11 protein-coding genes are annotated in these 22,225 nt (G+C 55.5%); 10 read left to right on the forward strand and 1 reads right to left on the reverse strand.

All coding sequences use genetic code 11. The annotated features are described in order from the left end of the window. Window positions 1-28 precede the first annotated feature (28 nt). From MKY12_RS03800 to MKY12_RS03840, 9 genes are all read left to right on the forward strand, one after another. Window positions 29-14,050, forward strand: coding sequence for an S-layer homology domain-containing protein (locus tag MKY12_RS03800; protein WP_339312973.1), 14,022 nt, complete (start codon window positions 29-31; stop codon window positions 14,048-14,050). Window positions 14,051-14,210: 160 nt separating this feature from the next. Further along, complete coding sequence (locus MKY12_RS03805) at window positions 14,211-15,968, forward strand: histidine kinase N-terminal 7TM domain-containing protein (protein ID WP_339312974.1); 1,758 nt, start codon at window positions 14,211-14,213, stop codon at window positions 15,966-15,968. Window positions 15,969-15,997: 29 nt separating this feature from the next. Then, window positions 15,998-17,155 (forward strand): response regulator, encoded by a 1,158-nt coding sequence (locus MKY12_RS03810; RefSeq protein ID WP_339312975.1) that lies wholly within the window; start codon window positions 15,998-16,000, stop codon window positions 17,153-17,155. 205 nt (window positions 17,156-17,360) lie between these two features. Then, window positions 17,361-17,615, forward strand: coding sequence for a hypothetical protein (locus MKY12_RS03815; RefSeq protein WP_036723207.1), 255 nt, complete (start codon window positions 17,361-17,363; stop codon window positions 17,613-17,615). Beyond that, on the forward strand, window positions 17,612-17,788 hold the full coding sequence (locus MKY12_RS03820; RefSeq protein WP_155991288.1) for a hypothetical protein: 177 nt from the start codon (window positions 17,612-17,614) through the stop codon (window positions 17,786-17,788). The genes MKY12_RS03815 and MKY12_RS03820 overlap by 4 nt, the downstream gene beginning before the upstream one ends. Continuing rightward, window positions 17,775-18,137, forward strand: coding sequence for a hypothetical protein (locus MKY12_RS03825; RefSeq protein WP_339312976.1), 363 nt, complete (start codon window positions 17,775-17,777; stop codon window positions 18,135-18,137). The genes MKY12_RS03820 and MKY12_RS03825 overlap by 14 nt, the downstream gene beginning before the upstream one ends. 190 nt (window positions 18,138-18,327) lie before the next feature. Then, a complete protein-coding gene (msrA, locus tag MKY12_RS03830; protein ID WP_339312977.1) occupies window positions 18,328-19,284 on the forward strand; it encodes a peptide-methionine (S)-S-oxide reductase MsrA in 957 nt (318 codons plus the stop codon). Window positions 19,285-19,358: 74 nt separating this feature from the next. Further along, window positions 19,359-20,090 (forward strand): ZIP family metal transporter, encoded by a 732-nt coding sequence (locus MKY12_RS03835; RefSeq protein WP_339312978.1) that lies wholly within the window; start codon window positions 19,359-19,361, stop codon window positions 20,088-20,090. A 94-nt stretch (window positions 20,091-20,184) separates the two neighbouring features. Next, window positions 20,185-20,484 (forward strand): hypothetical protein, encoded by a 300-nt coding sequence (locus MKY12_RS03840; RefSeq protein ID WP_339312979.1) that lies wholly within the window; start codon window positions 20,185-20,187, stop codon window positions 20,482-20,484. Between the two features lie 324 nt (window positions 20,485-20,808). Here the strand turns inward: MKY12_RS03840 and MKY12_RS03845 are convergent, their stop codons facing one another. Further along, entirely contained in the window at window positions 20,809-21,717 is a 909-nt protein-coding gene (locus tag MKY12_RS03845; RefSeq protein WP_339312980.1) for an aldo/keto reductase, read from the reverse strand. A gap of 217 nt (window positions 21,718-21,934) precedes the next feature. On the opposite strand from MKY12_RS03845, the gene MKY12_RS03850 reads away from it, so the two are divergent. Continuing rightward, complete coding sequence (locus MKY12_RS03850) at window positions 21,935-22,141, forward strand: hypothetical protein (protein WP_339312981.1); 207 nt, start codon at window positions 21,935-21,937, stop codon at window positions 22,139-22,141. Window positions 22,142-22,225: the final 84 nt, after the last annotated feature.

The raw sequence follows: 22,225 nt of genomic DNA on the forward strand, positions 1-22,225 counted from the left end.
GAGAATAAGGCTCTTGCTCCATTGGCTGTTGATTGTCAGTCTAATTGCGGGGCTGTGGAGTCCCGGACTTTGGCAGACAGGCCAGGCAGAGGCTGCGGCTGTGAACGGGACAGCCTCTGCTGCGAGCGATATTAACGGTCATTGGGCGGAGCCGCAACTAAGCGAATGGATAGGAGGCGGGTATATCAAAGGGTTCCAGGATGGAAGCTTCCGGCCTGATCAGACTATCTCACGTATAGAGTTTGTGGCGTTAGTGAACCGCTTGTTTGCTTACCAGGGAACGGGAAAGATCAGTTTCAAGGATGTTCCCTCTGCGGCCTGGTTCGTCTCACAGGTGCAGGCAGCGGTCCAGGCCGGATATGTGAAGGGATTTCCTGACGGGACCTTCCAGCCGGACAAGCCGTTGTCACGGGTGGAGGCGGCCGTAATGCTCGCCAAGCTTACGCCTGTGCTGATGAAGGACGGCGAAGATCCGCTGAAGGTATTCAAGGATGCCGGCAGTATTCCGGGCTATGGCCGTGATGCGCTGGGTGCTGTGCTAAGTGCCGGTTACATGAAGGGGTTCCCGGATGGAACGATTGCAGCTTCACGGCAGCTTACACGGGCCGAAGCCGTTGTGCTGCTGGATCGTCTGAAGCAGCAGTCCGGCAGCCATGCAGAGGGAGGGATCATTGCTCCAGCGAAGACTCTGGAGACGGGCGGCACTTATGGTCCTGCTACAGGCTCGTTCACCGTTGCCGGTGATCTTACCCTGAATGCGCCGGGCATAACGCTGCGCAACGTTCAGGTTCAAGGAAATCTGCTCATCGGCTCCAAGGTTGGAGACGGAGAGATCTACCTTGAACAGGTGACGGTACAGGGCAGCACAGATATTCAAGGCGGCGGTGCCCATAGTGTACATATCAATCATTCGCAGCTCGGTGTTGTAACCGTGGATCGGGCGGACGGTCTGGTACGGGTTGTGGTCGGCGGGACAACGATCATCAGGCAGTTGAATGTCCAGTCCGATGCCAAGCTTGAGTCAGAGCAGCGCGGGACAGCTTCCGGCGGTATTGAGGGAGTTGTTATTTCAGGGTCGGGTGAAGTCACCCTGAGCGGGGACTTCAGCTCGGTGGAGATTAAGAGCAACGTCAAGGTTGTGGTCACCTCGGGGACCATAGGCCGCTTAAGCGTTGCCGGGGGAGTCAGCGCTTCGTCCATTACGCTGAACGAAGGCGTGAAGGTAAGTGATCTGGAGCTGCATGGCACAGCAAGTGTATCAGGCGCGGGAGAAATCGTGAAGGCACTGGTAGATGCTCCAAAAGTAGTGTTTGAACGTTCCCCCGGCAGCGTGGAAACTACGACACGCGGAGAGTATACGGTTACTGCTCCGGCTGCAAGCACGGCTCCTGCCGGAGCAGGTGGAGCGGGTGGAACTGGCGGAGGAAGTGGTGGCGGCGGTGGCGGAAGCAACCCGACGACCCCGCCATCTCCAACATCAACTCCATCCCCAACACCTCAGCCAACCCTGCCGCCTGCAGAGCAGCCGCTTGAGGTGGCAGTTACTGCTGCGCTCGGTACTCCGAGCGGCTTCATGCTCAGCTTCAGCAAGCCTGTTGCGAACCTGACAGCAGCAGAGCTCTCGCTGAAGGATGCAGCGGGACAGGCCATAGAGATATCCTTCATTGGCTCACTGAATGGGGGAAGCTCTTACCGGGTTGCCGCAGCCTTGAAGGAGGGGGAGACCTACACTGTTACACTCTCCAAGGCAGGGTATGCCTTCGGCGCCCCGGTAACCTTAGTTATTCCGGTGACTACACCGGAGGATATTCGGGTGGCCACGGCGGTGCAGAATATCAGCGTAGCGGGCTTGGAGGTCCAGTTCGATCAGCCGGTAGCCGATTTGCTGCTGTCTGGCTTCACCCTGAAGCGCAGCGGGACGGGCGAAGCTGTCGCTATTCAAGAGGCTGCTGCCCATAACGGCGGAAGCTCTTACCAGCTGACAGCTGCCTTGCAGGAAGGGGCTACCTACTTGTTAAGCGTGACGAAGGCGGGCTACCACTTCGGCGGGGTTGTGTCCGTATTCGTTCCGGTCACGGACCCGGTAGTGATCCCGGTATCTGCTGAGGTCTACGGCATCACGGAGACGGGCTTCCAGGTATCCTTGAATCCACCGGTTGCGGGATTAACCCCAGCTCATTTCGCTTTGACAGCGGGGGATGGCAGCAGCATTCCGGTGGACGGAGCGGCCTCCGCAGAGGATGGCGGTGTATACACGATTACTGCAGGACTTGTCCCGGGCAGCACCTACACGCTTAGTATGGAACGGAGCGGCTATAGCTTCGGGACAGCGCTTGAAGTGACTGTACCAGCCGTAGGCAAGGTGAAGGTTGAACCTTCGATTGGTACCGTGCGTACTTACGGCTTTATCCTGTCTATGGATACGACAGTGCCGGAGATAGATTCTCTGAGCCTGGTGCTGGAGAACGCGGCGGGCGGGCAGGTCAGTATCGATATGCTCAGTACAGTGGTTCCCGGCCGGCAATATGAAGTGTGGGCCAGCCTGGCCCCGAAGGATTCGTATACCCTTTCGCTTGATATGGACGGGTATGAGTTCACGGAACCGGCGGCTCTGGCGGTCCGGGCAGAGGAAGTTCCCTCTTCGGCAGGCTGGGTGACGCATAGCGGATTTGAGCTGCAGTTTGCGCAAGGTACGCCAGACTTCTCGGCAGGCGATATGACTCTGCAGGCTCCGGGCGGCGGGGCCGTAGCCGTGGATGAAGTCCAGCTTGGTCTGGACAGGAAATCTGCAGTGATAGCTGCGGATTTGCCCGCAGCAGGAAGTTATACTTACCATGTCAATCTCTATGACGGACGGTTCATACAAGGGACCGTTGCTGTTCCTGAGACCGTGGAAATCAGTAAGTATACGACCTTCGACGGGTATCCCGGTGCTTATAGCGGCCTTACGGTTCACTTCGGGCGGGCGGTACCGGGGTTGACAGTCTCAGCCTTTGAGCTTAAGACTAGCAGCGGCGGGGCGGTTGTATTGGACTCGGCGGGCTCCAGTGACGGAGGCCGTACCTACAAGCTGCTTACTACGCAGATTAATGCCGGAAGCCCATTTGTACTTGGCATTACGGCTCCGGGCTACAGCTTCGGGAAGCCGGCCACACTGGTGAACGCGACTCTGAATGTGTGGGGCGCGGGGCGGAAGCCGACCCAATTCATGGCCGGACTGAATCCGCGCGTGCCGGATTTGACCGCTGAACATTTCAGGGCCACGGATCTGGCAGGCCATGAGGTTGCGATTACAGGTGTGACATGGGATAACCAGCAGCGGATCTATGTAGTGGCTTTTGACGGAGAGGGCGGTCAGAGTTATTACGTATCGGTTCAGGCGGACGGGTATGACTTCGGCGCGCCGAAGAAGATATATGTGTATGCCCAGAACACGGTGGTAGATCCGACTTACAGCGGCTTCACGCTGGTGATGTCACCTGCGATGAAGATTAATACGCAATACGGCTTTAAGCTAACCAAGGCTTTTGGAGGCCCGGAGGTTCCCATCAAGAAGGTCGTCATGAATGACCCGGAAGGCGGAAGCTACCAGTTCTCAGCCGCCTTGACCCCGGGCTACTATAGTCTCGCGCTGGATGCAGATGTGGACCCGAATGTGGTCTCCTTTGCGGTTCCGCTAATTGCTACAGTCTCTGTCGATGAGATTGAGAACAGTGGGCTGCTTGCGAAGCTCGATTATGCCGTGGATGGGCTGGATGCAGGGAATTTCGTATTGTTGAACAACGATACAGGAGATCCCGTAGTGATATCCTCAGCAACAACGGCGGACCAGGGCGCAAGCTACCGGCTGTCGGCCCACCTGGCGGGAGGCAGCTATACTCTGAAGCTGACCGGGCATCTACCGGAAGCAGGGGTGAATTTCAAGGTTGCAGCGACCACAGACGCAGGGACAACCAGTGTATCGAAGATCACGAGTGCGGGCTTCGAGCTTTCTTTTGCCAACCCGGTGCCGGGCCTGCTGCCTGGTGACCTTACGATCACGGATGCGCAGAATAACAAGCTGAACGGAGTTACGTTAACCACGAGTGATAATGGCGGGACCTATCAAGTGCGGGTAACGCTTGCGGAGAATGCGGACTACACGATTGTGCTGAAGAAAGGGTATATCCTCTTCGGCTCGCCGGTCACGTTCCATGTGAATAAGTGGATTGCCGCCAGCATAGCGGATGTAACGAAGGACGGGCAGTTCACCTTGAAGTTCGCTCCCGCGTTCCCGGAGATTGAGAATTATCTGGGGCTGTCGTTAACGGATGAAGCCGGCACGCTCTATTATCCGAATCTGTTCGAGTCGGCAGACGGCGGGGCGAGCTACCAGCTTCGAGTGCCAGGCAATCAGTTGAAGCCGGGTATGGCCTACATGGTCAAGCTGGACAAGGATGAATTCTCAATGAATCCAGTCTCCTTCCGGCTGCCGCCAACGCTGACAGTTATGGAGGCGACAACAGCAAGTGTGAAGGTGCAGCTGGATGCGCCGGTTCCGGGGCTGGCCCAGCGGCATTTTGTAATCCGAAATGCCGCTGGTGACAGCATTGCACTGACTTCAGCGGCAACAGCGGATGCAGGCGCTCACTACACCCTTGCCGGTACCTTTTCCGGAGGGCAAACGTATACGGTACAGTACAAGCCGGATGTAACTTATCAGGTGAATGAACCCGTAGCTTTTCCAATATCGAAAATCATTACGGCTGCGCTCAGCAATATAACGGTACTGGGGTTCAAGCTTCAATTCAGCTCCAAGGTTGCCGGATTGACCCCGCAGCAAGTGATCCTCCGTGATCCGAGCGGGAATCCAATCCCTGTGAATGAGTATTCACTCAAGACAACGGATCAGGGCCTAAGCTACCAGGTGACGCTGAATGCGGTGGCAGCGGGCAAGGGGTACACTCTGGATCTGGCGCGAGAGGAGTTCCGGCTGGCTTCTCCGGTCTCCTTCGATATCTCGGCGTCGGCTGCCCTCCGGCTGGTGGGCACGGTGCTAAATAAGATTGTGGTGTCCGTCTCTCCGAATCTGCCGGATATGACCGAAGAGCATTTCGCGTTGTATGACAGCAAAGGCCGCAAGATCGCGATTACGGTGACTTCTCAGGGTCCGGCAAGCGCGATGTACAATATTGAAGGGAAATTCGACGCCTTCGAGACGTATACCCTGCAAGCCAAGTATCCCGGCTATCTGTTCGGGGCTCCACTTACGGTGGGCTTCCAAGTAGGGGTATATGCAATCATTCACGGCCAATCGCGGAGCGGCTTCAAGCTTGTTTTGAGCTCGGAGGTGCCCGGTCTAAGTGCTGCGGATATTACCGTCACTGATAAAGAGGGAAATATCGCTGCGGTACAATCCCTCCAGGCTTCCACTGCTCCAGGGAGCTATAACGTGCTTGTTCCGCTGGCCGGAGGCAAGACGTACACGGTGAAGATTGCTGCGAAGGCGCCGTATGTTTTTGACAGCATTGACCCGTTCACCCTGAATGCGGCTTCGGCTACGGTGGATCAGTTGTCTGTGACCGGCTTCAAGCTGAGCCTGTCCTCACCGCTCAGTCTGGACCCCGGAAATGTCAGCCTGACGGATGACCAAGGCCAAACCGTCAACTTAAGATCGGTCATTACCCGGGATGCGGGCCGGTCTTATGAGATTAGTGTCTATCTGAAGGCGGGTGTGCAGTACAAGCTGGGCCTGCATGTGGCGGGATACGACCTGGGTACGGAGCTGCCGTTGTCCATCCAGGCTGTAGCGGCTGCGTTCGAGGGGATGGAGACCGGGAACAATCAGGCGTTCACTGTACGCTTCGATCAGGCGGTGCCAAGCCTGCTGCCGGGTGATTTCAACATCAAGCAAGGAGACAACGCTACAGTCTACCATCCTATGAAAATATCGACAGCGGACGGGGGATTCACTTATAAGGTAGAAGCGAGCTTCTGGGGAACAGAGCGTTACTCGCTGCGTATTGTCAAGCACGGGTATGACTTCGGCACCCCGATCTTCATTGACGTTCCGGCTAGGATAAGCGCGGCAGTGTTGAGAATAGGAGCGGACTACGTGGAGATCGGACTGAATCCCAGTGTCTTTGGAATGAGTGCCGCTGATTTCACGGTGAAGGATAGCACAGGGCAAGTGTTGCCTGTGTCCTCTGCGGTGACGGACGACCATGGCTTGACTTACCGCCTGAAGGCAGCATTTGCCGGAGGCCAGACCTATACGATTGCGCTGCAACAGACGGGTCATGACTTCGGGGAAGTCTTGTCGGCTACGCTGCCGAGTGTGATTGCAAGTGAGGTTGGTCCTGTTAACGGGCAATGCGTGAGTGTTCTCCTGAACCCGGCTGTTGGCGGGCTTAAGGCTGCCAGCTTCAAGCTGGTTAATGCTGCCGGGCAGTCCACTCCGGTTACAGCCGTCAAGGAGCTGAACGGGGGGGCCGGTTATGTATTGTCTGCTAATCTTGCAGATGGAGCGGTCTATACGCTGACTGTGGCCGGGACAGGCTATGACTTTGGGGCAGCTCTTGCGGTGAAGGTGCCAGTACAAGTTGCACTCAGCTATGACAAAATTCAGAATGACGGGCTGACGGTGAAGCTGGACCCGGCTATTCCGGGACTTAGCGCAGCCAGCTTCATCTTGAAGGATGCGGAGGGCAATCAGAGCGTTGTGTCTGCGGCAACCACCTCAGATGGAGGTGCGACCTACGCCGTACAAGCGGCACTGCAATACGGGGACGCCTATAGTCTGAATATAGTGGCAGCCGGTTATGATTTCGGCGCGGTCCTGCCGTTCACGGTACTGCAGCCTGTCGCCAAGTCCATCGAGGCGCTGTCCAAGAACGGGTTCACCCTGCGGCTGCAAGCCGCAGTCCCGGATTTGAAGGTCAGCCACATTCTGCTGAAGGACAGCAGCGGCGAGGCTGTTGCGCTAGATTCCCTGGTGACGGCGGACGGCGGGCTGACGTATCAAGCGGCGGCGAAGCTGACGGAAGGGGCGGCGTACCGGCTGGCGCTGACAGCTAAGGGGTATGATTTTGGCCCGTCGGTTCATCTGGATGTCCTTCCGATGCTGCAATTGACAGCGAGTAACATTACCGCCGCCGGGTTCAGTCTGAATCTGAGCAAGGCTGTGCCTAATCTGAGTCTGTCCTCCGTTCGCCTGAGCGGACCGGGCGGGCAGAATATTACCCTCACCTCCAGCTCATTCTATGATGCTAATCCGGGTACAGCCGATGCGGGCAAAATCTATCTGGTGCGTGTGCCTATAGCCGCCGGTCAAACGTATACGCTGATGGTGCAAGATCCGTCCCACCCGGTAGAAGGGCCTCTCGAAGTGGTGCTGCCAGTTGCGGTTACGAGCCAGGTCACCCGTGCGGATGCCGGCGGAATAAGTGTGCTGCTGGGCCGTAAGGGAATTGATGTGCAGCCTGAAGATGTGGAGCTTCTTACGGCGGCAGGCGATAGGATCAAGGTGACGGGGATCGCTGCGGGAACAGACGCAGGTACCTACATCATTCAAACCCAGCTTGCCGAAGGCAGTACGTATTCGCTGACTCTGAAGAAGGCGGGGTATGACTTTGGGGCAGCGGTTAAGGTGTATGTGGCTTACCGTGTCACTTCAAGTATCACAGGTGTGAATGAGAATGGCTTCACTGTAAGCTTCAGTACACCAGTTCAAGGTGTACAGTTCAGCTTGCAGGATGCCGGCAACAACCCGGCAACACTGGGTCCGGTATCCACTGCAGACTTCGGCCAGACGTACAAGGTGGCAGCGAACCTGGCTTACAATAAGGAATTCAAGCTGCGGCTGGATGCAGCGGGGTATGATCTCGGTGCGGAGCTGACGGTGAATAATGTAAGCACGCCGCCGCTCCTGATGGATGCGACCTCTTCGGAGAATGGGACCCAGGTTATCCTTACGTTTGACAAGCCGCTGGCCAGCGTAATAGCAAGCGGGTCCTTCTCCGTCAAGATCGATGGTCAATGGCAAAGCTCCGTGACTGCGGTACTCGGGGCAGATCCGGCGCAGATTCTCCTGAGCTGGAACAGCAGCGGCCGGGTGATTGGTTCAGCCTCCGCGGTATCGGTGGCTTACACAGGGGTGAACCGGGTAAAGGCGGTCAATCAGACGTATCTGGCTGTCTTCGACGAATTGCCGGTGGCCAATGTAGCGACACTGCTCGGCTTCGTCTCCAGCTATGCTTATAAGAATGATGCGGCCTACCCGGCTCAAATTCTTCACACGCAATATGGCAAGACGGCGCTGGAGACGGCGGTACTTCTGCGGGACGGCGGCTTCAAGGCAGCGAATCTGTACCGTGCGGTGCTGGTCGAGTACGGGATGATCACTTCAGAAATCACTCCTATCCTGCATGCAATGCATGCGGATGCGTCAGCGCTCTATGATGCTTACAATTCGCTGAAGCGGCCTACTTCTAAATATGATGGATTGATTGTCCCAGAGTTTCTCTCGGCAGGCTATTCGATCAGTGAGATTGCTCCAGTGCTCCAGCGATTCGGTCTGCTCAGCAAAGACATCCTGGGATATCTGAAGCGCTACAATGTATCCGTTACAGAAGCGGCGAAGGTCCTAAAGGATAACTGGAATGAAACAAGCGGTAATACTGTACAGTTACTCCGGTTGACAGGTTATGACAGCCTCGGGATTGCCGGAGCTGTCCAGAGTGCATATGGTCTGAGCCATGCACAGGCCGTGTCCGCCATGGCCGAAGGCAAGCAACCGGCAACGGAATCGGCGGCGGTCATCAAGGAGCTGTACTCGGGCGATGCCGTTACCAGTGCGACTTGGCTGTCCCAAGCGGGATATTCGGCGGCGGATGTGAGCAAGGCGATTGCAGAGCAATACAGCTTTGCTGGCGCGGCAGAAATGCTGCGGGCCTTCATGGGCGCTGGCTTCCCGGCGGCGTATACGTATTCTCTGCTGCGCCGGGAATATTCGCAGCAGGATGCGGCGACAGAGCTGCTGAACGCGAAGGTGTCTGCACGGGAAGTGGCCGAAGCGGTTAAATCGGCCGGAGATGGTGCCTCCGTGATCATTAGCGCCTTAATGGCCAAGCACTATGAGGTGCAGGAAATTGCCATCATCGTGAATGATTTATGGGTGTCGGCAGGTGTCACGTTAAGCGAGGTACTCGCTCAATTCGCCGCCAGCGGGTATCAGGCTTCAGCACAGGCCGCGCTGTTACGTGAACAGTTCGGTGCAGAACTCCCGGCAGCGATTGCGGCTCTCTCTCCAGGGCTTACCCAAACCCAGCGGGAGCATGTACTGAAATACCTTTTGGATGGGGGATATGATCCGGTTCAGCTGGCGGACTATTATCTGAAGCAGGGCAGCAATTCCTATGAACTGTTCAGACAGTTCAGGCTGGCAGGCAAAACGCCGGTACAATCGCTGCAGACAATGTATGATGCTTACAGACAAGCAGGAACAGCACTCACGCTGAGCGGTGCAATGGATCTGTTCTACCATGATTACAATAACCGTTACGAAGCAGACCAGGTCCTGACGGCGCTGCGTACCGTGTTCGCCCAGGATGCAGATGAGAAGGCGGATGCTACCGCGATAGCGGCTGTTATGAGTAACTCCAGGCTGTGGGATAAGCTTGAGATTGCAGGGCCGCTTATCCGGCAGATGGGCCTCACGATGCAGGATTGGGTGGAGCTGGAGCGCACCGAGGCCTTTTCCCGATTTGGCTGCGCCTGTGATGTGCGGACGGTGGTGAAGGATACCCAGTATTTATTCGCTGGTGCGACGTTGCCGGATATCACTGTTGCCATGAGCTTATCCAGCCGGTATACCTTGAATATCATCGTGGAAGGGACGATTAATCTCTACCCTACAGGGGGTGTCAGAGCGAAAGGAATGCCTTACCTGATCTCTGCGCTGAAAAATGCGGGGTATTCCTTCGAAGAGGTCGCTGCTGAATTCGACAGTCAGGGGTGGAGTGAATGGGTGGCCGCTTTCAGCACATACGGAATTGCAGCAAATGATGTGACTGCTTATCTGGTTACAAAAGGTCTTACCATGAGCCAGGTCATTGACCGGCTGGCTCCGTATCCGCTGAAGGACCGGGCGCTGGTCCTGCGTGAAGCCTACGGGCTGGATAGCGCTGCTGCGATGGCACTGCTGCTCCAGCAGACTGACGAGGATCAGGAGGATATCGGCCGGGCGGCGGCCTGGGCCTACGGCAGCGATCCAATCTCGCTGTGGATTCAGACGCTGCGGGCACAAGGGGCTACGGCTGCCTCCGTGATTAACACGCTTGCTGCGCGTTACCCTGCCTACTGGCAATCGGACAAGGTGGGTCCGGCCCTGATTCAGGGCGGATTCAGCCAGGACGAGGTCATGCGGGGGCTGCTGATCCATGCCGGAGTGCGGGGCAACCTGCAGGCAACGCTTGCGCTGCTGCAGTCGCTCTATAGCCAGCAGCAAATTACCATTGCCCAGCTCCTGAGCGCTGCCAAGCTCGTATCGCCGGAGGACGGGCTGGAATTTCTGCAGAAGGGCGGCTACAAGCTGCCGGATATGGCCCGCGCACTCAAGGATTATTACGGGCTTACGGCCGGAGAAGCGGCCAAGCTGCTTACCGCCGCATATCCGAATGATCAGAGTCTTATTCTATCCGGGCTTGCTTCCGTATACGGACAGACGCTCGGAAGTACGATAGCAGAAGCACTGCAGGAGAAGGGAATTACTGAAGTAAGCGCAGCTGTTGAATATCTGTGGAATGCGGGATTTGCGCCTAGAGATATTGCCAGCTCAGCCAAAGACGCCTTCCACCAGGACGCAGGTCAGACGGCGCTGCTCTTCGTGCAGAAGAATATTCTGGCTGACAGGAATGTGCTGGTAACGACCCTTGCCGCAGTCTATGGACAATCTGTTGAACAAGTGATTCATGCACTGCTTGTCCGGCAGGGAGCTCCCTCCTTCGAGGAAGCCATTGCCTTTGTGTTCCAGGCCCGGTTCAGTCTGGCGAACAGCATCAGGCTGGCCAAGACAGAATACGGATTATCTGCGGGAACAGCCTTGCAGCTGCTCACAGATTCCCGGCTATACCGCCAGGAGGATATCCTTGCGGGTGTGACGGATATCTACCGGACCTCGCAGCGTGAGAGTATCGTGGATTCACTGGCAGCCAGCGGGCTGGTCACCCTGGAATCTGCTGTATCCTTCCTGCGCAACATGAAGTTCGATCTGAACGGGATCGTCAGGGTGGGCAAGGAGCATTACCGGTTAAAGGCCGGAGAGACTGCCGCCGCTCTGACAGTCGAGGGATCTTATGGCGATGAGGACATACAGAATTCGGTGTCCTATGTATACGGGCAGAATCTGACGCAGACCCGGCTGGATACGCTGAATGCGCTGGGGATCACCGTGTTCACCGATGCTGTGCCGGAGCTGAGAAGCGCCGGATTTGCAATCACCGACCTGGTGCTTGCAGGCAAGACGCACTACAATCTTAGCGCCGGAGAGACGACTTACAGCCTGCTGCAATCCGGGGGCTATCCGGTGGCTGACATTCTGGCTGCTGTGGCGGAATACTACGGCAAACCGGTGAATGAGAGCGTGGAGGAGCTGCTGAACCGCAGCGGCATTGCCTCCATCCAGGATGCAGCGCCATATCTTCGTTCGCTGGGCTACACGCTGCAGGATGTGACCGAAGTATCCAAGAGCTATTATGGAAATTCGCTACAGGCTACTCGGGATGCTTTGCTGTCGCTCCAATTGGAAGACGCCAGCATTATAGAATGGACGGTGCGGCAGGTCTACGGCACAGCTGTGGAGGAAGGCAATACGGCTGCAACGCCTCAATCTATCCTGCAGGAAGCCGGAATTATAGGAGAGCAAGCGGCCATTGCCTATCTATGGACTGCGGGCTACCCGCTCCAGGATATTGTCAAAATGCTCAAAGAGTATAACGGCCAATCAGCGGCGGCTGCCGCAGCACTGCTGATTGCAGACGGATCATTCAGTGCTTCAGCAGTTCTGAGCAGCATCAGCGCCATTTATGGGACCACGAATGATGCCGCCACAATGGAGTTCTTCAGAGCGCAGGGTATTTTCACAGATGCCCCGCAAGCGGCGCAGGTCTTGAGCACAAGCGGCTACCGGATGGCGTATATCGCAGAACTATTGAAGAAGAGCTACGGCAAGACGGAGGCGGAGGCGAAGGAGATCCTGAACGGACTGGGTATTTACACAGCGGATGCGGTACAGAAGACAGTGGCTGAGGTGTATTTTGCAGTGGGCACATCCTCTGGAACTCTTCAGCAATTGCTTGATCTGTATGGAATCACGGGTGCAGAAGCTGCTGTAAGCCTGCTCTATAAGCAAGGTACAGCGATACAGGATATCCTCCAGTATTTGAAGGATGCTTATAACTTGGGTGCCGATGAAGCAACCGCCCTGCTGGCAGTGCATGTCAAAGGTCCGGAGCTTGGTCTGGCCGTCACTACGGTGTATTACAGCAGCACGAATATCGGCTACCTCGCGAAGCTGATTCCGGCAACCTCTATGGGCAGCCCGGGAACGGTTGCGAGTTATATGAAGGCGAAATTCAGGGATACCGATATCGTGCTTGCGCTGAGGGTGATGTTCAATCTGGACGCTCTGGGAGTGCTGGATGCAATCACTAATGCGGTGATGCCTGCAGAGCGTGTCCGGGCAGCAGTGACCGAAGTATTCGGAGCTGATCCGCTCTATGCTTATCTGAAGCGTATGAAGGACAGGGGAGCGAATGCCAATGATGTGGCTGCCGAGCTGGATCTGCGGGGACTGCTTGAGCTGGCGCCGTCCAGTTATCTGGTGGATACGCTGAGGAGCCTGGGGTACGACAACGCCAGCATTCTGAAGATGCGCTACAATTACTTCAACGAGACACGCAAGAATGCAGGCTCGGAAGAGGAGCAGGGAAAGCAGCTGGTGCAGTTCGGCGTGAATACGCCAGCCGCCATCGTTCAATATTTGCGCAAGTGGAGTCTGGCCCCTTACAAGGTTCTTAAGATCGTAAGAGCGGGATTGCCGAATGCGCCAATCGCGGAGATTGCCCTTGCCATGCGTGAACAGGGCTACGATGGTGAAGCTATCATGGGAGGCCTTGATATCATTGGAGAAGGCGGGGATAGCATTGCTGCGATTCTCAGAAAGCTTGGACTTCCAGTAGTGCGGGCGCTGGTCTTCTTGGGCAAAAGCTGGTCCGTGGACGAGCAGCTGCAATGGCTGATCCGCAATGGCTATACGCCAAGCGAATACATTGCTTACCGGAATGTGCAGACCGATAATACCATTGCGATTCTGCGGCAGCAGCTCGGCTTGTCCGCGAACGATATTGCCAAGCTACTGATTCAGTACAAGGGCAGTCTGGGCCATTATTATATAGCCAAAGTGCTGTACGATGGAGGTTTTACACAGGTCAGAGAGGTGGCAGGTGCTCTGATCTCGATCAATTATCAGCCGGTCTGGCTGCTGGAATTGCTGGTGGGGATTGGCGGCTGGACAATGGATGATATCGCCCAGGGGATGCTGGATTCCGGTCTGATCTCACTCGTGGATCTGGGCACTGCAATTCAGATGGCCACGGGCGGCGTGCTCAAGGAGACCTACCGTATTCTCAAAAAGGTGTCCACCGCCAAACAGCGTGAATTCTATGACAGTCTGAGCAGCGTGGAGCGCAGGCTGCTGGATAACAATGAAATTGCTATGATTGTAGTTGTGTCCGCCATGCGTAACGGAAGGATCAGTATCGCCGATGTTACCAATCAGCTGAAGGTGACGGAAGGGATTGAACCGGAGGATGCACTGAAGGTGCTGATTGTATCCGGAGCCAACGTGCTGGATTCGGCTGGGGCCGTATGGGATGTCTACCGCGATTATATCGGGGCGAAGATTGTGCTTAAGATGTTCGAAAAGGCGGCAGGCCAGTATATCTCGGACTTTAAAAATTACTATACGCTGGTAATGACGTTATCCAAGATTATCTACAAAGTATCCAAGTAAGAAATGAGGCTACAGCGAAGGCCGGTCCACATAAGGACTGGCCTTTGCCGGTAACCTGTTATGGAAAATCAAGGCGTGGACACCCCGCCCCGGAAGGTGCTATCCTAACTTAATAGAATTTGTTATTAAGGGAGACGCAGCCGTGGAAAGTAGGCACTGGATGTCGATTATGCTTTTTATTGCAGCAGCACTGATGCTGTTTGTGTCGTTCCTGTCGTACCAGAAAAGACATCTGCCTGTTGCCAGAACGATGATTCTGATTATGCTGACAGCAGCCTTCTACGCCTTCGGCTATGGTCTTGAGCTGCTTAGCGGGAACTTAAGCCAGGTGAAGCTGGCGCTGCACATTCAATATCTGGGTATTCCTTTTGTCTCCACCTTATGGCTGGTACAAGCGATTCAATTCACCGGAGCCGCTGCGCGCTTCCGCAAGCGACTGATCGCCCTGCTGTTCCTGATCCCCGCCGTCATCTTCATCCTGCAGCTCACCAATGACTGGCATCATCTAATCTACCGGGATTTTCTGCTGAATACGGACCCTTCGGTCTCCTTGTATTACACCGTCAAGGGGCTGTGGTATAACATCCATGCTGCGTATAATTATCTGGTGCTGCTTGGCGGGATTGCGCTGTTCATATCCATGTTTGTGCGGGCGCTGCCGATTGTACGCAAACAGATTGCTGTTCTGCTTCTGGGTGCGGTTGCGCCTATGCTGCTCAATCTGTTTCTGTGGACCGGAACCCGGATAGATCTCACGCCGTTCGGATTTGCAGTGTCGGGCATCGCCTACGCCTGGGGCATCCTCAGATTCAACCTGCTCCGCCTGACTCCGCTGGCGATGGCGCAGGTGTTCGAGACGATCCGGGACGGTGTCCTTCTGTTCGATTATGAGAACCAGATCGTCAGCTACAACCGTGCCGCAGAGAAGATGTTTCCCGAGCTTGGGAGCAGGAGGCGCTACCCGGCGGATATGACGGAGGTGCTTGCCGGCAGCGGGGAGCTGCTTGAACGTCTCAGGGGCTTAAGCGATGAGGACGAGCGGTTTGCCTACGAGCGGCTTCAGGCCGGAAGACGCCTGTACTATAATTGCAGTCTGTCCTTCATTCATGATACAGGCAGCACCCCTATCGGCAAAATCCTCTTATTCAGCGACATTACGGAGCTGAAGGAGAGCGAGGTCCGGCTGCGCGAGAATGCCCGGCAGCTATCCGAGCTGAATGCCTTCAAGGACAAGCTGTTCACCATTGTGGCCCATGATATCCGCGATCCGGTAGCACTGCTGGTCAGCCTGACAGAGCTGCTGGGCGACGAGCTGACGGCTGCGGATGCTGAGCACGCGGAGGTGGTGCGTGAGATCAAAGGGCAGGTCCGTAATACATTCCAGCTCGTTGATAATCTGCTGGACTGGTACCGCAGCCAGAAGGGAAAGGTCTCCTTCCATCCGCAGGCCTGGAGTGTACAGCAGGTGGTCCGGCAGGCCCTGATGCTGGCGGGTACGAAGGCCGGGATGAAACAGATCCGCCTGACGGAGCGTATCGGCAGCGAACTGACCGTCCGGGCGGATAAAGAGATGCTGGATCTGATCCTGCGTAATCTGCTCTCTAACGCAATCAAATTCACGGGAATAGGCGGCTCTATTGAGGTTGATGCCGTGCTTGAAGAGGAGAAGGTTATCTTGTCTGTGCGAGATGACGGGATTGGTATTGATGAAGCGACCGCAGACATGCTGCGCCTGGAGGAGCCGATTCTGAAGGCGCCACTGGGGGAGGAGTCAGGAGATGCCCGCTTCGGCCTGGCGCTCGCGCGTGAATTCGTGCGCATCCATGGCGGGAGCCTGTGGTTTGAGAGCAAGCCGGGAAGTGGAACGATCTTCTACTTCACGTTGCCGGGATCGGCAGGAGGAGAACGGATGGAGTAACGGGGCAGCGGGAGGGAGGAGATATACAAATGAAGGTTATACTGGTCGATGATGAACGGATGATGCATCTGATTCTTAGCACTATGCTGCTTAAGCTGCCGGAAGTCGAGCTTGCGGGTACGTTCACAGATACGAAGCCGGCTGCTGCCTTTCTGGAGGAGCACCCGGATGTGGAGCTTGCTTTCGTAGACCTCTCTATGCCGGGAGAGGGCGGCATGGCCTTTGCAGCCAGGCTGGCGGCTGCCGGTTCTCCAGTGCAAATTGTGTTCGTGACCTCTCATAAGGAATTTTCCCTGGAGGCTTACGACTTGTCCGTGCTGGACTATCTGGTCAAGCCGGTCTCCCAGGAGCGGCTTGCGCGTACGGTGAACCGGGTGCTTACCCAGCGGCGGGCTGCTCCGGCACGGCTCTCCCCTCTGCCGGAGGTGCAGGCTCCGGCCGGTTCCGGGCGGGTAAGGCTCACGATGCTCGGGGATGTTGCCGTGAGCAGCGGGGCAGGCCGGGTCAAATGGACCTCCCGTAAATGTGCTGAGCTGTTTGCCTATCTGCTGCTGCTCCGGGGAAAGCGTGTCCCCCGTTCCAGGCTGGTTGCGGATATCTTCGGCGGCATGCATAAGGCCAATGCGGAGAGCTATCTTAACACTACCATCTATCAACTGCGCAAATCTCTGGAGCCGCTGGGCCTGCGTGAAGCGATCCGCTCGGAGAACGACGGGTACGCGCTTGAGCTTCAGGTGCCGGTTATCGACTATCTGGAATTTGAACAGGAGGCTGCAGCCTTGCACACTATAGAACCCCCGGATATAGAGCGGGCTATGCGTATCGAGCAGCTCTATACAGGGGAGCTGTTCGGCGACAAGGCTTATGTGTGGGCCATCCATGAGACGGAGCGTTATGCGGAATTGTATGCCTCCTTCGTCAAACGGCTGGCCGCAGCGCTCATTGCCAGCCGGGATTCCGCTGCGGCCTCCAAGCTGCTGCTGAAGCTGAACAAGCGGAATCCGCTCGATGAATCGGTGATCCGCCAGCTGATGGCCGTACACGAACTGGCCGGAGACAAAAAAGGCCTCAATGCCGTCTACACAGACTACGTGCGGCTGCTAAGCCGCGAGCTTGGCATCAAGCCCTCCGGCGATCTGATCTATCTGTATGATTCCCTGGTCCGGCGGATCTCGGAACTCAAATAATCTTTGTTTCAGCCTTCTCCGGAGGGCCCGGATTACGGGTCCTCCGTTTTTTTTTGCTGCTCAACCCAATCAGAATGGCAATTGCTAGAGTAGATTAGCTTGAGGGTGATTCTGTTAGAGTGGCGGCAAGAAATTTCGCCAAAAATGTGGACAGGGGTAAAGGCGCGAATCCGTTCCGATTACATTAGGAAATGGGGGGATACAGATGGATTTCAGTGCATTGACTGGCCTTTTCGTAGATAACAACGGTTCAGTCGTGCTGAATGTTCTGTTATCTACTGCCTTGATCTGGAGTGTTAAGCAAATTGCGAATAAAGAGAAAGTGATTCAGAATTATCAGAAACGCGATGAGGAGAATGAGAAGCAGCTTAGCGAATATAACCGTACGCTCGTGAAGCTGCTGATTGAGAGAGGAACCGCAGAGAGAAAACCTAATGATGAGGAGGTCGTCAACAAGTGAAGCTCCTCGATATCTTTCGCAAGCACGAGCTGAAGCCCAGCCGGGTCAAACGGGAAATTGAGACCCTGGGGCAAATTCAGGAGGCGTATGAATCCAATGATCTAGAGAGGCTTATTGATCTGCACCGCACTGGCTTAGGTAGAAGGGGAGATGATCTGCATGGACATTATTGACTTGGTACTGATTACACTGGAACTGATCGCCTTGATCGCTTTTACCGCATATGTTATCCGTTACAGCAAATATTTCATCGGACGGGGGCCTATGCGCACCTATAATTTGTACCTCCGCAGTGTATGGGTAACTTATGGGGCAGTAGCGCTACTGTGTCTCAATCTGCTGTGGGGAAGGCTGAACATTATTCTTGGGCTGAATCTGTCCGGCAGCTTATCCGATATCCTGCGGGAGTATGTGCTGGTGCTGACGCTTGTCATGCTTGTATTCGCAGGCTTGATGCACAAGGAGTTATGGGACAGCAACCATAGGCACAAGACCCGCCGTGAGCGCAAGAAACTGAAATAGCAGGCCCCATTCCCCATCATTCCCCATCATTCCCCCTCGGACACCCGTCCTCCGCCACGTTCATCTCTCTCAATATGAAAAAGCACCAGCTCCAGCTGAAACAGCTGTCTCTAACCATCACCCTGACCGTTTTGGAGAAGCGGGATATTCAGATATAATAGGGGGAAAAGCATGCAGGGAGGCGGTCTGTTTGACTTCGAGTGATACGCTGCAGCTGGCGACCTTCGCCGGCGGCTGCTTCTGGTGTATGGTCAAGCCGTTCGACGAGTTGCCGGGCATCGTCTCGGTGGTATCGGGTTATACAGGCGGGCATACGGAGAATCCAACCTATGAAGAGGTAGGGTCAGAAGCTACCGGGCACCGGGAGGCGGTGCAGATTGTCTATGATCCGAAGCTGTTCCCGTATGAACGGCTGCTGGACATCTATTGGCAGCTGATCGATCCGACGGATGACGGCGGGCAGTTCATGGACCGGGGGCATTCTTACGCTCCGGCGATCTTCGTTCAGAATGAAGAGCAGCGGAAGCTGGCGGAGCTGTCGAAGGAGAGGCTGAAGGCCAGCAAGCGCTTCAAGGCGCCGATTGTGACGCCCATCCTGCCGGCTGCGCCGTTCTATCCGGCGGAAGCGGAGCATCAGCACTATTACCAGACCCATCCGCTGGATTATAAGCTATATCAAAAGGGCTCAGGCCGTGACGACTTCACAGCGCTGCACTGGAACAGCCGTGAGGACAAGAAGCGGCTGCGGGGCCGGCTTACAGAGCTGCAATATGAGGTCACCCAGAACAAAGGCGCGGAGCCTGCCTACCAGAATGCGTATTGGGACCACTTCGAGGAGGGCATCTACACAGATGTGATCAGCGGTGATCCGCTGTTCAGCTCGGCAGACAAATTCGATTCCGGCACAGGCTGGCCCAGCTTCACGGGTCCGGTGGAAGAGGGGATAATCCGGCGGGAAGCCGATTATAGCGGCGGACAGGTGCGGACCGTGCTGCGCAGCAGGTTAAGCGGAGCTTATCTGGGGTATCTAACCTTTGACGGACCGGAGCCGGCGAAGCAGCATTATCATATCTATTCTGCCGCCCTTCTGTTCGTCCCGAAGGCAGAGCTTGAAGACCGGGGGCTGGGACGGTATGTGAGACTCTGAAGTTTAGGTCATATTTATAGCTGCCTTGAGCATATGCTTGATCTATAGTCCTGTCCACAAAAGGGGTTGAAGATTTGGCGGGTGCACTTTTAGGCAGCTTTTTGTCTGCAATGGCAACGGTGCTGGGCGTTATTCCTATTCTGTTCGTAAGGCGGCTGTCCGAGCTGTGGAAGGATGTGCTGGTGGCCTTCACTGCGGGGATCATGGTCTCTGCAAGCACCTTCGGGCTGATGCCGCAGGCGATTAAGGAATCGGGCATTACCGCGCTGACTCTGGGGCTGATCACCGGCGTATTGCTGCTCGATCTGATCGAGAGCCATATTCCGCATATCGATGTGGAGAATAAGCCCGGCCTCAGCAATCTGGATTCCAAAGCGCTGCTCGTCATGATTGCGCTGTTCATTCATAATATCCCCGAAGGGCTCAGCACAGGCTTCAGCTATGCCAGCGAGCAGACAAGCCTCGGCCCGATGGTGGCGATTGCGATCGGCGCTCAGAATATGCCGGAAGGGCTGATTCTGGCGATTTTCCTCATGAATGCCCGCGCCAGCCGGCGCAAGGCCCTAATGATAGCCGCACTGACCGGACTGATGGAGATGGTGTCGGCTGTGATCGGGTATTTTACAGCCAGCTATGTACAGAATGTGGTTGGATACGGGCTGGCATTTGCTGCCGGGGCAATGCTCTTCATCGTGTATAAGGAGCTGATCCCGGAGAGCCACGGCCACGGCTTTGAACGGCCCTCGACGTATTCGTTTATCTTCGGGCTGCTGGCGATGGTCTATATTACGCAGTTTTTTGGCTAGGGTGCTTCAGCGGCAGTGTCATTTGCATCTGCCTACCGCAGCCGCTATACTATAACGCAATCCCCGGTTCCTATGTAGAAGGAGTGATGACAGGATGGTTAGACTGGAATGGGAAGCTGTATTATCCTTCGTATTATTGATTGCTTCATACCTGTGCTTATACGCGGCTATTCAGAAGCGGACGAATTTCGCCCGCTACAGCATGACGGTTCTCCTGATAGCCAGCGGAGCGCCGCTGGCCGTGATGCTGATTCTGGAGAGCAGAAGGGAAGCACTGGATGCCAATATCGGGCTAGGCATGGCGTTCATGCTGACCTGGCTCATTACCGCAGTTGTATTTGTGGCTGCATTGATTACGTGGATAGTTAAGGCAAGGAATCGCGTGCGTAGGTAGAAAATAAGAAGCTATATAAATTGAACTAATGTTTTTATGTTTTGGAATTAACCGTGACTCCAGAGAAAGAAGTTTTGGACTTCCGGCCGCTGTTGTCTACAGATTTCATGATTTTTTACCGTTTTTAACGGTTGAAATCCGTAGACAAAGGCGGCCGCTACCGCTCCTCCAGTTCCAAAATTCCCCTCCGCCACTTTTCCTTTAACTTGAATTTTTAGTTCAATCTATATAAGAAAAAAATAAGAAGCTGTCCGGAGACTGTAATGCCTACAGTTTCCGGACAGCTTCTTCTGTTAGCCGTAAGGCGGCTCTCGTAAGGCGGATCTATACGTGCAGGGTATACCGTCCTGCCTTGCTGGAATCCCGTACAGCTTCAAGCTCCAGTGCAGAGAGCGGCTGCGAGCGGGCAGCCGCAATATTCTGCCGCAGCTGCTCCAGGCTGCTGGCCCCCGGGATCACGGCGGCAACCGCCGGATCGGCCAGCGGATATTGCAGCGCGGTCTGCGTCAGCGTCCGGGTAAGGGTAGTCTGGCTCATCAGTTGATCATGCAGCTCCGTAAGCTCTGCCTCCGTATAGTCGAGATACGCCCGCTGCGCCTTGGTGCGGCCATGATCGGTCAGAATGCCGCTAGCCAGCGGCCCCCGTGCAATCAGGCTGATGCCCGCACGGCCCAGCAGCGGAAGAATGCTCTCCTCCGGGCGTCTGTCGAGAATGCTATATTGGCTCATCACGCTGACGATGCCGGAGCGCTGCACATATTCCCGGATCACATTCGGCCGGATGGAGGAGATGCCATAATGCCGGATAACCCCTTCCCGCTTAAGCTCCTCGAAGGCTTCGATCGTCTCATCGATATCATCCTCCAGCGTTCCTCCGTGCAGCTGATACAGGTCAATATAATCGGTCTGCAGCCTGCGCAGACTTTCCTTCACAGCGGAGCGGATATAGGCCTTGGAGGCATCCCAGCTCCAGCCTTCCTTGCCGGGAATTCTGCGGTTGCCCACCTTGGTCGCCAGGATCACATCGGCGCGGCGGTGCCGGATGGCCTGACCGACAATCTCCTCATTGCGGCCCTCATCGTAGAGGTCGGCGGTATCCAGGAAGTTAATTCCGCGTTCGAGCGCTTCGTGGATAATGGCGGTGGCCTGCGCTTCCTCGGTCCCCAGCGACATGCAGCCAAGCCCCATGGCACTTACATGTAAATCAGATTGCCCCAATCGGTTAGTCTTCATCGGATGTCCTTTCGTTACGCAGTGATGGGTATTGATGGGTACGAATGAGTTCATTATAGCATTCAGGCACAGCGTAAGCACTCGGAAGGGACTGCTTCAAGGTTCAACTGGTACAGCATCAGTCTTTAAAATGTGCTTGGGAATGACAGAGACCTGAAGTTTTAAAAGAGTGAAAGCGTTGGGGGAAATTGTATGTGAAAAACCGAATACAATTTGCTTGCGTGAAGATATCGGGCCCAATGTAGGCGAAAAACCGAACACATTGGGCAGTGCGGAGGCGGGCGGTCCAAATATAGGCGAAAAACCGAACACAATGGGCAGTGCGGAGGTGGGCGGTCCAAATGTAGGCGAAAAACCGAACACATTGGGTAGTGCGGAGGTGGGCGGTCAATATGTAGGCGAAAAACCGAACCTAATAGTTTAGGTGGTTCTGTCTTACTGATCCAACCTATATGTTTAATTCTGATGGTCTACTAGTACAGCATCAGATTTAAAATGGTGAAATCAG

This window comes from Paenibacillus sp. FSL M7-0896, assembly GCF_037975415.1.
In the GTDB taxonomy this organism is placed as follows: Bacteria; Bacillota; Bacilli; order Paenibacillales; family Paenibacillaceae; genus Paenibacillus_AQ; species Paenibacillus_AQ silagei.

Bases quoted from the DNA above. Each gene is read 5' to 3' on its own strand.
- MKY12_RS03815 (WP_036723207.1), top strand. From the start codon at position 17,361: ATGGATTTCAGTGCATTGACTGGCCTTTTCGTAGATAACAACGGTTCA.
- MKY12_RS03805 (WP_339312974.1), top strand. From the start codon at position 14,211: ATGTCGATTATGCTTTTTATTGCAGCAGCACTGATGCTGTTTGTGTCG.
- MKY12_RS03810 (WP_339312975.1), top strand. From the start codon at position 15,998: ATGAAGGTTATACTGGTCGATGATGAACGGATGATGCATCTGATTCTT.
- MKY12_RS03825 (WP_339312976.1), top strand. From the start codon at position 17,775: ATGGACATTATTGACTTGGTACTGATTACACTGGAACTGATCGCCTTG.
- MKY12_RS03845 (WP_339312980.1), bottom strand. From the start codon at position 21,717: ATGAAGACTAACCGATTGGGGCAATCTGATTTACATGTAAGTGCCATG.
- MKY12_RS03840 (WP_339312979.1), top strand. From the start codon at position 20,185: ATGGTTAGACTGGAATGGGAAGCTGTATTATCCTTCGTATTATTGATT.